Source organism: Aeromicrobium sp. HA (genome assembly GCF_027171405.1).
In the GTDB taxonomy this organism is placed as follows: Bacteria; Actinomycetota; Actinomycetes; order Propionibacteriales; family Nocardioidaceae; genus Aeromicrobium; species Aeromicrobium tamlense.
In genome coordinates this window covers 2102738-2113811 of record NZ_CP114372.1, presented here as the reverse complement: position 1 = coordinate 2113811, position 11074 = coordinate 2102738, and the positions used below count along the sequence as shown (strand labels likewise).

13 protein-coding genes and 1 riboswitch are annotated in these 11074 nt (G+C 72.0%); of the genes, 7 read left to right on the top strand and 6 right to left on the bottom strand.

The window, feature by feature from the left end; translation table 11 throughout:
* Positions 1-135 precede the first annotated feature (135 nt).
* Complete coding sequence (gene ctaE / locus O3S82_RS10415) at positions 136-741, bottom strand: aa3-type cytochrome oxidase subunit III (protein WP_078700705.1); 606 nt, start codon at positions 739-741, stop codon at positions 136-138.
* Positions 742-765: 24 nt separating this feature from the next.
* Between ctaE and O3S82_RS10410 the strand changes: the two genes are divergently transcribed.
* The 3 genes from O3S82_RS10410 to O3S82_RS10400 are packed head-to-tail and all read left to right on the top strand — an operon-like array spanning position 766 to position 2925.
* Entirely contained in the window at positions 766-1179 is a 414-nt protein-coding gene (locus O3S82_RS10410) for a hypothetical protein (protein ID WP_269302656.1), read from the top strand.
* Positions 1176-2228 carry an anthranilate phosphoribosyltransferase gene (trpD, locus tag O3S82_RS10405; RefSeq protein WP_269302655.1) on the top strand — a complete coding sequence of 351 codons (1053 nt, stop codon included), beginning with the start codon at positions 1176-1178 and terminating at the stop codon, positions 2226-2228. Before O3S82_RS10410 ends, trpD begins: the two co-directional genes overlap by 4 nt.
* Before the next feature lie 34 nt (positions 2229-2262).
* Positions 2263-2925, top strand: coding sequence for a GOLPH3/VPS74 family protein (locus O3S82_RS10400; protein ID WP_269302654.1), 663 nt, complete (start codon positions 2263-2265; stop codon positions 2923-2925).
* Between the two features lie 146 nt (positions 2926-3071).
* Here the strand turns inward: O3S82_RS10400 and O3S82_RS10395 are convergent, their stop codons facing one another.
* Positions 3072-3350: an Lrp/AsnC family transcriptional regulator gene (locus O3S82_RS10395; protein WP_179424080.1), complete on the bottom strand. Its 279-nt coding sequence runs from the start codon at positions 3348-3350 to the stop codon at positions 3072-3074.
* Between the two features lie 21 nt (positions 3351-3371).
* Complete coding sequence (locus tag O3S82_RS10390; RefSeq protein WP_269302653.1) at positions 3372-5090, bottom strand: DEDD exonuclease domain-containing protein; 1719 nt, start codon at positions 5088-5090, stop codon at positions 3372-3374.
* 89 nt (positions 5091-5179) lie between these two features.
* On the opposite strand from O3S82_RS10390, the gene O3S82_RS10385 reads away from it, so the two are divergent.
* The gene (locus O3S82_RS10385; RefSeq protein WP_179424082.1) at positions 5180-5416 is read left to right on the top strand and encodes a hypothetical protein; all 237 of its coding nucleotides are present in this window, start codon (positions 5180-5182) and stop codon (positions 5414-5416) included.
* A gap of 42 nt (positions 5417-5458) precedes the next feature.
* Positions 5459-5606, top strand: a riboswitch (cyclic di-AMP (ydaO/yuaA leader).
* Positions 5607-5616: 10 nt separating this feature from the next.
* The gene (locus O3S82_RS10380; RefSeq protein WP_269302651.1) at positions 5617-6573 is read left to right on the top strand and encodes a C40 family peptidase; all 957 of its coding nucleotides are present in this window, start codon (positions 5617-5619) and stop codon (positions 6571-6573) included.
* Between the two features lie 61 nt (positions 6574-6634).
* On the opposite strand, the gene O3S82_RS10375 is transcribed toward O3S82_RS10380, so the two are convergent.
* On the bottom strand, positions 6635-8377 hold the full coding sequence (locus tag O3S82_RS10375; RefSeq protein WP_269302649.1) for an AMP-dependent synthetase/ligase: 1743 nt from the start codon (positions 8375-8377) through the stop codon (positions 6635-6637).
* 72 nt (positions 8378-8449) lie between these two features.
* On the opposite strand from O3S82_RS10375, the gene O3S82_RS10370 reads away from it, so the two are divergent.
* The gene (locus O3S82_RS10370; protein WP_269302648.1) at positions 8450-8899 is read left to right on the top strand and encodes an SRPBCC family protein; all 450 of its coding nucleotides are present in this window, start codon (positions 8450-8452) and stop codon (positions 8897-8899) included.
* Entirely contained in the window at positions 8892-9929 is a 1038-nt protein-coding gene (locus O3S82_RS10365) for an ROK family glucokinase (protein WP_179424084.1), read from the top strand. Before O3S82_RS10370 ends, O3S82_RS10365 begins: the two co-directional genes overlap by 8 nt.
* Here the strand turns inward: O3S82_RS10365 and O3S82_RS10360 are convergent.
* Together O3S82_RS10360 and O3S82_RS10355 are read right to left on the bottom strand one after the other, a co-directional pair.
* The gene (locus O3S82_RS10360) at positions 9832-10254 is read right to left on the bottom strand and encodes a hypothetical protein (protein ID WP_269302645.1); all 423 of its coding nucleotides are present in this window, start codon (positions 10252-10254) and stop codon (positions 9832-9834) included. The genes O3S82_RS10365 and O3S82_RS10360 overlap by 98 nt on opposite strands.
* Before the next feature lie 28 nt (positions 10255-10282).
* Positions 10283-11062 (bottom strand): alpha/beta hydrolase, encoded by a 780-nt coding sequence (locus O3S82_RS10355; RefSeq protein ID WP_269302643.1) that lies wholly within the window; start codon positions 11060-11062, stop codon positions 10283-10285.
* Between the last annotated feature and the right edge of the window lie 12 nt (positions 11063-11074).

Below are 11074 nucleotides of genomic sequence, written 5' to 3'. Positions count from 1 at the left end.
GAGAATCTGAGAATCGGGACCGGAGGTGGGGTCGGCGTCGCGACTCCGTCCCATCTCCGAGGGCCCGTGCATTCGCCTCAGACTAGCGAGGCACGAGCTCAGCCTGTGTAGTTAGGTCCGCCTATCCCCGAGGGGTCAGCGGATGATGTAGATGGCCGCGAACAGGGCCACCCAGACGACGTCGACGAAGTGCCAGTAGTAGGACACGACGATCGCGGAGACCGCCTGCTCGTGGGTGAACTTGCGAGCCGCGTAGGTGCGGCCGATGACGAGCAGGAAGGCCAGCAGGCCGCCGATCACGTGCAGGCCGTGGAAGCCGGTGGCGAGGTAGAAGAGGGAGCCGTACGCGGAGCTCTGGATCGTCAGGCCCTCGTGGACCAGCTCGGCGTACTCGGTGGCCTGACCGCCGATGAACACGGCGCCCATGATGAAGCTGATGATGAACCACTTGCGCATGCCGGCCGCGTTGCCCTTGGCCGCGGCGTAGACGCCGAGCTGGCAGGTGACGGACGACAGCACCAGGATCGTGGTGTTGACCGTGGCGAACGGGATGTTCAGGAGCTCGGTCTCCTGGGCCCACAGCTCCGGCGCGACGCTGCGCACCGTGAAGTAGGCCGCGAACAGCGTCGCGAAGAACATCAGCTCACTGGACAGCCACACGATGGTGCCGACCGTCACGTAGGACGGACGGCCCTCGACGCCGTGGAGCCGGGACGCGGGGATCGCAGAAGTAGTTGCCACGCCCTCATTATGTACGATGCCATCGTGAGCCAGCACCAGCCCCTTCGTGTCCTGCTCTACAGCGATGACGTCAAGGTCCGAACGGCCGTCGTCGCAGCGCTGGGCACCAGGCCGCACCCCGATCTGCCGCCGTTGGAATTCGTCGAGTGCGCCACCGAGCCGGTGGTATGGCAGCAGCTCGACGCCGGGGGCATCGCGCTGGCGATCCTCGACGGCGAGGCCGTCCCGGCCGGCGGCATGGGCATCGCCCGCCAGATGAAGGACGAGCTCTACCAGGGCCCGCCGAGCCTCGTGCTGACCGGTCGCCCGCAGGACGCGTGGCTGGCCACCTGGTCGCGCGCGGACGCGGTGGTCCCGCAGCCGCTCGACCCGTTCCGCCTCGCCGAGTCGGTCATCGCGCTGCTGCGCGGTGCCGCCGTCCCGGCCGCGCGTCCTTGAGCGGCGACCCCGCGGCGCTGTCCTGGCCGCACGTCCTCACCGAGCTGCTCGCCGGGCACGACCTCGACGCCGACGCCACCGCGTGGGCGATGGGCGAGATCCTCTCCGGTGACGCCAGCGGCGCCCAGATCGCGGGCTTCGCGGTCGCGCTGCGCGCCAAGGGCGAGACGTCCGCCGAGCTGCAGGGCCTGGTCGACGCGATGTACGCCAAGGCCACCACGCTCGACCTCGACGACCGCGTCGTCGACATCGTGGGCACGGGCGGCGACATGGCCAAGACGGTCAACATCTCCTCGATGGCCGCAGTCACCACCGCCGGTGCCGGGGTCGGCGTCGTCGAGCACGGCAACCGCGCGGCCTCCAGCCAGTCGGGCACGGCCGACGTCTTCGAGCGCCTCGGCGTGCGCCTCACGGTGCCGGCCGAGCACGTTCTCGACGTCTACCGCGAGGCCGGCATCACCTTCTGCTTCGCGCCGGTCTTCCACGCCTCGATGCGGTTCGCCGGCCCGGCCCGACGCGAGCTCGGCGTGCCCACGTTCTTCAACTTCCTCGGCCCGCTGACCAACCCGGCCCGCCCGGCGGCGTCGGCGATCGGCTGCGCCGACCCGCGCATGGCGCCGCTCATGGCCGAGGTGCTGGCGCGCCGTGGCAGCGACGCCCTGGTGTTCCGCGGAGACGACGGCCTCGACGAGATCACGGTGACCACCACCACGCGGTTCTGGCTGCCCGGTCCGGACGGCATCGAGGAGCACGTGCTCGACCCGGCCGACCTCGGCTTCGACCACGCGCCAGCCGATGCGCTGCGCGGTGGTGAGCCCGACTACAACGCCGACGTGTTCCGCCGGGTGCTCGACGGCGAGACCGGTCCGGTGCGCGACGCGGTCGTGCTCAACGCGGGCGCCGCGATCGCCGCCCACACGGGCTCCGAGGGCCCGCTCGTCGAGCGGCTGCGCGCCGGCGTGGCCCGTGCGACCGAGTCGATCGACTCCGGTGCCGCCCGCGCGGCCCTGGCCCGCTGGGTCGAGGCGACCTCGCGCCACGTCGCCTGACACCGGTCGTCCCGGCCGGCGATAGCGTGGCGGCATGAGCATCGCCGGCGACCTCACACTCCTGGCCACCGATCCCGTCACCGGCACGTTCCGGCTGGCGAGCTCGAACCCGACCGCCGTGTTCGCCGGTGCGCACCTCATCGACCTCGTGCAGCTGGGTCGCGTGGACACCATCGGAGAGAGGCGTCGCGCGAAGGTGCAGGTGCTCGACCGGACCCCGACGGGCCGACCCGACGTCGACCACGCGCTGTCGCGGCTCAAGGACAGGCCGGTCTCGATCTCCTCGGCCATCTCGCGGATGGGGCACCAAGGCCGTCAGCGGGCCTACGCCGCCCTGGAGCAGGAGCACCGGGTGCGCTCGCGCACCGAGCGCGTGCTGCTGTTCGAGGTCACCCGGCACGACGTCGTGGACACCGAGCGGCGTGACCGGCTCGTGCGCGACGTCCGCGCCGTGCTGGTCGAGGGCGCCGAGCCGGACGCCACCACGGGCCCGCTGGTCTCGCTGCTGGCGGCGGTGAGCCAGCTGCGGCTCGTCGTGGAGCGGTCGGAGCACAGGGCCGCGAAGGTGCGCGCCAAGCAGGTCTCGGCGGAGGACTGGGCGAGCGAGGCGGTACGCCGCGCGGTGGCGGGTGCCGAGGCCGCCGTCACGGCGGCGATCATCGGCGCCACGACCGCGGCGGCCGCCGGCGCCTCGTGAGCCTCGGTCCAGGCCACGCGGTGAGTGGTCGACCCTTCCGCGCAGCTCGCGGTGACCTGTCAACGGAATGGGACTGGGGTTCGGTTGCTGGGGCACCGGCGATGAGCGGGAAGGGTTGACAGCTCACCGCCTCACCAGCGGGCGACTCAGTCGAGGCCGATGCTGAACGCGTCCTCGAGGTCGTGCCGGCTGAACGCGCGGAAGGCGATCTGCGTCTGGGTGGACAGCACCCCGGGCACCTTGTTGAGCCGGTCGGCCACGACCGACGCGATCTCGTCGTGGGTGCGCACGCGCACCATCGCGATGAGGTCGTGGTCGCCGGTGACGGAGTAGACCTCGCTGACCCCGGGGATGTCGGCGATCGCTGCGCCGGTCTCGGGGATGGAGGAGACCTCGGCCTGGACGAAGACGATGGCGGTGATCACCGGGTCAGCCTAGCCGCGGTGTCAGGCCAGGCGCGCGACCTCGAGGTCGACGTCGAAGCGGTCGACGTGACGTGCGGCGGCCGGCCATGCCGAGGCCCACGAGCCGCGCACCATGCGCACGCCGGGCGACTCGAGCCAGCGCAGCAGCACCTCGGTCTCCTCGACGAGCGCGGCGGGCATCGGCCGGGGCGCGGGCTCGACGGTCTCGGCGGTGGTGAGCAGCGTGTCGACCCAGCCGGCCGTGGCGCCGCGCGTGGTGGCGACCTGGCGCGGCAGGATCGCCGCGGCGGCGAGCCGGCCGTGGCGGATGACGTGGACCTGCCAGCCGTCGTCGTGTGGTGCCGCCGCGATGACCTCGGGCTCGGAGGCCAGCGAGTCGAGCCGCTGCGTGCGCCGCACGGCGCGGATCAGGCTGGCCGCGCGGTCGCGCAGGACCGCGGCGTCCTCGAAGCGCTGGGACTCGGCCAGGTGCGCCATCCGCTGCTCGAGGTGGGTGACGACCTCGACCGGGTCGGCGGTCATCGCCGTGCGGACGCGCGACACCTCGTACAGGTAGTCGGTGGGCGTGACGGCGCCGTCGCAGGGGGAGAGGCACTGGCCCAGCTCGGCCAGCACGCACGCGGCCCGGCTGGGCTTGATCGGCAGCCGGCCGGAGCACTGGCGGATCCGGAACGCGTCGTGGAGCGTGGCCAGCGCGGCCTCGGCCTGGCGGCGGCTGCGGAACGGGCCGATGTGGGTCGCGGCCCCCTCGGTGACCGAGCGGACGAGCGAGATCCGCGGCCAGGGCTCGTCGGTGAGGCGCAGCCACGACACGCGCTCGGGGAACTTCGACCGCCGGTTGTACGGCGGACGGTGCCGGTCGATGAGGCGCAGCTCGCGCACGCGCGCCTCGGTGTCGGTGGCGCACACGACGGTGTCGACGCGCTCGGCCAGCGCGATCATCTCGCCCATGCGGGTGCGGGTCTCGGCCTTGGTGAAGTACGACCGCACGCGCGTGCGCAGCGAGCGGGAGGTGCCGACGTAGAGCACCTCGTCGCGGGCATCGCGGAAGAGGTAGACGCCCGGGGCGTCGGGCACGCTGTCGGCGAGGTGGCGCTTGCGGCGCTGCTGCGGGGTGACCTTGGACGTGAAGGACGCGACGTCCTCGACCGTGGCCACGTTCCACGTGCCGAGCCGCTCGAACAGGGCGTGCAGGACGTCGACCGTGGCCCGCGCGTCGGTGAGGGCCCGGTGGTCGGGCCGGACGGGGGAGAAGCGCGCCGCGAGCGTGGCGAGCTTGACGTTGGGCACCTCGTCGCGCAGCAGCACGCGCCGCGCGAGGACGGCCGTGTCGACGAGGTCGAAGCCGGGCCAGGCGATGTCGAGCTCGCGCGCCGCGTGCTTGAGGAAGCCGGTGTCGAACGGCGCGTTGTGCGCCACGAGCACGCTGCCGTGCGCGAACTCGAGGAAGGAGGGGAGCGCCTCGGCGATCCGGGGCGCCTCGACGACCATCTGGTCGGTGATCCCCGTGAGCACCGTGATGAACGCGGGAATGAGCTGGTCGGGGTTCACCAGCGTCTGGAACTCGCCCAGGATCTCGCCGCCGCGCACCTTCACCGCACCGATCTCGGTGATCTTCGAGCCCTTCGCCGGCGAGCCGCCCGTGGTCTCGAGGTCGACGACGCAGAACGTGGTGTCGTGGAGCGGACGGCCACCCCAGTCGATGCCGGGATCGTCGAAGGCGGGTTGGTGCGGTGCCATGGGTGTGACCGTAGGTCGACGGTCCGACGAATCCGGGCAGGCGGCGCCGCGGACCGAAATTGTCGGATGTCACACCTAGCGTCGCGGCCATGAACGAGATGGAACCCACGGCACCGGTCGTCGTCGACTGCGACAGCTGCCTCGTCCGCTGCCCCGCGGTGTGCGGCGACTGCGTCGTCTCGGTCCTGCTCGGACCGCCCGACGACGTCGCCTTCGACGCCGACGAACGCGCCGCCCTCGACACGCTCGCCGCCACCGGCCTGGTGCCCCCGCTGCGCCTCGTCGTGGGCCTGTCCGATCCCCAGACACACCTCGACGCAGGTTGATCGGCTGGGACGGGCGAACTACTGTTGCGTCTTGTGCCGCCGACGGCGGCACCGCCGAATCGTCCGGCCGCTCGCGGCCGCCGAACCGGGGAACCAAGTACGTGGGGTGAATCGACCGGCCCGCCGGTCGTAGGGCAAGACCGAGGCCCGAATCCGTCAGCTCACCTGGTAGGCGTCGAGGTACAGCAGGAGATTCTTTCGTGCGCTTTCGCACCGCAGCGGCCTCCGTGGCCGCGTCGGCCTTCGTGGCCGGCACGTTCGTCGCCGTCTCCCCGGCCAACGCCGATCCCGAGGTGACCGAGGCCGACGTCGAGAAGGCCTTCGACCGCGCCGAGGCCGCCAACGAGACGCTCAACCAGCTCACGGCCGACGCCGAGGACCTGGACGGGCGCATCGACGAGGTCGGCTCCGAGATCCGCACGATCCGCAAGGTCTACCGCGTCCAGCGCGACGAGCTGGGCGCCGACATCGTGCAGCAGCAGCTCGAGCAGCCGCTCGGCCCGACGGTCGGCCTGCTCGGCAGCCAGGACCCCGACCTGTTCATCGAGGGCCTCAGCGCCATCGACGCGCTCAACACCACCCGCGCCGACGCGCTCGAGTCGTTCACGCGTACCCGCGTCGAGCTGGAGAAGCGCCAGGCGCAGCTGGCCGAGCACCAGCGCGAGCTCGACGGCAAGCTGGAGAAGGCCGAGAAGACCAAGAAGAAGCTGACCGAGTCCTACCAGAAGGCCAAGTCCGACTTCGCCCTCCTGTCGGCCGCGCAGCAGTCGCAGATGAACGCCGGCGACGTCACCGCCGTCCGCAACGCCGGTGCCGGTGCGGCCAAGAAGGCCATCGCCTTCGCCATGAACCAGCTCGGCGACCCCTACGTCTACGGTGGCACGGGGCCGGACAGCTGGGACTGCTCGGGCCTCGTGCAGAAGGCCTACGCCGCCGCGGGCGTCTCGCTGCCGCGCGTCGTCGGCCCGCAGATGTCGGCCGGTCGCAAGATCTCGGCCGGTGAGCTGGCGCCCGGCGACCTCGTCGCCTACCCGAGCATGTCGCACATCGGCATCTACCTCGGCGACGGCAAGGTCATCCACGCGCCGCGACCCGGCAAGAGCGTCGAGATCACCAGCCTCTCGTCCGGCTTCGGCGTCTACGCGCGCGTCTCCTGACCCAGGCTCCACGCAGAACGGCCCCCGGCGATGCCGGGGGCCGTTCTCGTGCTCGGGGTGATCAGCGCACGTAGAGCGCCTCGATCGTGTCGTGCAGGTCGCGCACCACCATGTGGCGCTTCACCTTGAACGAGGGCGTCAGGTAGCCGTTCTCCTCGGTCCAGTCGTCCTCGACGATCACGAACTTGCGGATCGCCTCGGCGCGCGAGACCTGCGCGTTGGCGTCGTCGATCGCCTTCTGGACCTCGGCGAGCAGCTCGGGGTCGTCCAGGTCGCCCTCCCACGCCTCGGTGTCGATCGTGACGAGTGCGGCGACGAAGGGCTTGGCCTCGCCGACGACCAGGCACTGGCTGACCAGCGGGTGCGCGCGGACGCGGTCCTCGAGGATCGCGGGGGAGACGTTCTTGCCGCCCGCGGTGACGATGAGCTCCTTCTTGCGGCCCGTGATGCGGACGAACCCGTCCTCGGTGACCTCGCCCAGGTCGCCGGTGGAGAACCAGCCGTCCTCGGTGAGCACGTCGCGCGTGGCGCCCTCGGCGTTCCAGTAGCCCTGGAACACCTGCGGGCCGCGGAACTGCAGCTCGCCGTCGTCGCCGGTGCGGACCTCGACGCCCGGCAGGGGCGGGCCGACGGTGCCGATGCGCTGGGCGCCGGGGTGGTTCACGGTGAGGGCCGCGGTGGTCTCGGTGAGGCCGTAGCCCTCGAACACGTTGAGGCCGACGCCGCGGTAGAAGTGGCCGAGACGGTCGCCGAGGGGCGCGCCGCCGGAGATCGCGTGCGTGGCGCGACCGCCCAGGGCGTCGCGCAGCTTGCCGTAGACGAGCTTGCTGTAGAGCCCGTGCTTGGCCCGCAGCGCGAGCGACGCTTTGCCGGACTCGGTGGCGCGGCTGTAGGCGATGGCGGTGCGGACGGCGGCGTCGAAGATCTTGCCCTTGCCCTCGGCGTACGCCTTCGTGCTGGCGCTGTTGAAGACCTTCTCGAACACGCGCGGGACGGCGAGCACGAACGTGGGCTTGAACTGGCCCAGGTGCTCGACGAGGTTGGCGATGTCGGCGGTGTGGCCCAGCACCGAGCCGTAGCGGATCGCGCCGACCTGGACGATGCGCGCGAACACGTGCGCGAGCGGCAGGAACAGCAGGGTGGCCGCGTCGTCGGGGGCGAACATCACCTCGAGGCGCTCGTTGGCGCCCCACAGCTCGGCGCGGAAGTTGGCGTGCGTGAGCTCGCAGCCCTTGGGGCGGCCGGTGGTGCCGGACGTGTAGATCAGCGTCGCGAGGTCACCCTCGACCACGGCGGCGCGGCGGGCCTCGAGCGTCTCGTCGTCGATCGCGGCGCCCTCGGCGGCGAGCAGCGTCAGCACGTCCTCGATGGGACGGCTGGAGACGAGCTCGGGCGCCTCGGGTCGGGCCTCGTCGATGCGGGCGCGGTGCTCGTCGTTCTCGTAGAAGATGTGGGTCGAGCCGGAGTCGGCGAGGATCCAGGCGATCTGCGGCGCGGACGAGGTCTCGTAGATCGGCACGGTGACGGCGCCGATCCACCAGTTGGCGTAGTCGAGGACGGTCCACTCGTAGCGCGTCTTGGCCAGCAGGGCCACGCGGTCGCCGTGGCCGACGCCACCGGCCAGCAGGCCCTTGGCCGCCGCGGTCACCTGCTCGTGGAACTGGCCCAGCGTGACGTCGATCCACTCGCCGTCGACGACGCGGCGCAGCGACACGCGGTCGCGCTGGGCGTCGAGGCGGTCCAGGACGTCGAGGCTCAGGGTGCCCCAGGAGGCAGGGACGGGGTTCGAATTCTCCGTGGTCACAGACAGCACCGTACCGTCCCGCCACGCCGTGCCTCTGCGCCGATAGGCTGGTCGCCAGTCGAGGAGGTGGACATGGCGCGCACGGTCAGCGACATCGTGATCGAGGCTCCGGCCGGGGATGTGATGTCGGTCATCGCCGCGTTCGACGACTACCCCGATTGGGCCACCGGAATGCGCGAGGTCACGGTGCTGGCCACCGACGACGCGGGGCGTCCGCTCGATGTCCGCTTCGTGGTGGACTCCGCCCCCATCCGCGACACGTTCACGCTGCGCTACGACTGGCGCGACGAGCGGCTCGTCACCTGGAGCCTGGTGCCCGCCGACGAGACGATGCTGTCGGGCATGGACGGCTCCTACTCGCTGGACTCGGTGGCCGACGACAAGACCCGCGTCACCTACCAGCTGGCGGTCGACCTGAAGCTGCCGCTGCTGGGCATGCTCAAGCGCAAGGCGGAGAAGGTCATCGTCGACACGGCGCTCAAGGGACTCAAGCGCCGCGTCGAGGGCCACGCCGGTGGCTGAGCGCCTCGCCGTCGGGATCGACGTCGGCGGCACGAAGATCGCCGGGGGCGTCGTCGACGAGGACGGCCGGATCCTGGCGCGGTCGCGTCGCGCCACTCCCAGCACCGACCCGTCCGCCGTGCTCGACGCGATCGCCGACCTGGTCGAGGAGTTCCGCGACCAGTACGTCGTCCGCGCCGTCGGCGTGGGCGCGGCCGGCTACGTCGACGTCACGGGCTCCACCGTCGTGTTCTCGCCGCACCTGGCGTGGCGCAACGAGCCGCTGCGCGACGCGGTGGTCCGCCGCACGGGCCTGCCGGTCCTGGTGGACAACGACGCGAACGCCGCCGGCTGGGCCGAGTGGCGCTTCGGCGCGGCGCAGAACCTGCCCGACGTCGTCCTGGTGAACCTCGGCACGGGCATCGGCGGCGCGATGGTGCTCGACGGCAAGCTCTACCGCGGCCACTCCGGCATGGCCGGCGAGTTCGGCCACCAGCGGGTCGTCGACGACGGCCGCCCCTGCGAGTGCGGCAACCGGGGGTGCTGGGAGCAGTACGCCAGTGGCCGTGTCCTCGAGCGCCGGGCGCAGGCCGCGGTGGCCGAGGGATCGGACATCGGCCGGGCCCTGGTCGAGGCGGCCGGGGGAGCCGACCGCGTCGACGGCGCCACGGTCGGACGCCTGTCGGCCGACGGCCACGAGGAGGCCCAGGCCTGGGTCGGCGACGTCGGCCGCTGGCTGGGCATCGGGCTGGCCAACCTGGCGGCCTCGCTGGACCCCGCGATCTTCGTCATCGGCGGCGGGGTCAGCCAGACGGGCGAGACGCTGCTGCGGCCGGCCCGGTTCGCCTTCCACGACCACCTGACGGGACGCGGCTACCGTTCCGAGGCGCGCATCGTCGCGGCCCACCTGGGCAACGACGCCGGCCTCGTCGGGGCGGCCGACCTCGCCCGGCTCAGAGCGCGGCGCCGTCGTCCGGCCAGTCCGGGTTACTCGGTCCGCGGTCCGGCAGTCGCGCGATCAGGTAGGCGACGGCGCAGACCGCGGCGATGACCACGGCCGCCACCAGCACGGGCGGCGGGGTCATGTCGGCGAGGCGCGCCAGGATCAGCAGTGCCGGGCCGCCGATGATGACGAGCCAGGCCGTCTTGGTGCGCTTGTCGGTGGGCAGGTCCGCCGGACCGACGTCGCGGTAGAACTGGTCGTCCTGCTCCTCGGGCTCGGCGGCGCGCCGCTGCTCGTCCTCGAGCTCCTCGCGCTCGCGTGCCGCGGCGGCCCGCGCGGCCGAGCGGTCGAAGTCGTCGAGTCCGCTGAGGTCGAGCTCGAGGCCTTCGACGATCCGGTCGAAGTCGTCGCGCGGTGATGCGGGGTCGGTCATGGCGACCTCCTCGGGACGGTGGAGCGGCTCACGCGCCGGGCGCGTGGTCGGCGATGAACTGTGCCGACCTCTCCATGATGAACTCCGCATCGTGATCGAGCGTCGCGACGTGGAAGCTGTCGTTCAGCTCGACCAGCTCGCGCTCGCCGGAGGAGACGCCCTCCATGACCAGGCCGACGGTGGTCTCGTCGACCACGTGGTCGTCGGCGGACCGGAACACCAGCAGGGGAGCGGTGACGCGGTCGAGGTTCTCGCGCACGTCGCGCCACAGCTGCAGCTGCGAGGCGAGCGCCTTCAGCGGCGTGCGGCTGTAGGCGATCTCGTCCTGGCCCGGCTTCTTGATGTCGTTGGACACGCCGCCGATCGACGGCAGCACGCGGCTCAGCAGGGGCACCAGCTTGAGGTCGAGACGCTTGAGCGCGATCGCGGGGTTCACCAGCACGAGCGCGTCGACCTCGTCGGGTCGCTGCTCGGCCAGCCGCAGCGCCAGCGCGCCACCCATCGACAGCCCGCACACCGCCACCCAGTCGCACTGCTCGCGCAGGTCGGTCAGCGCGGTGTCGACCTCGCCGTACCAGTCACGCCACGTCGTCGTGTTCATCTCCTGCCACGTGGTGCCGTGCCCGGGCAGCCGCGGCACCGACACCGTGTGTCCGGCCTCGGCCAGCAGCCGGCCCCACGGCGTCATCGACGCGGGCGAGCCGGTGAAGCCGTGGCTCAGCAGGACGCCCACACGGCCGCCGGGGGAGAAGAACGCTTCGGCACCGGGACGGACGGGTGACGTGCCGGGGGCGAGGGACTCGGACATGACGCCATGGTG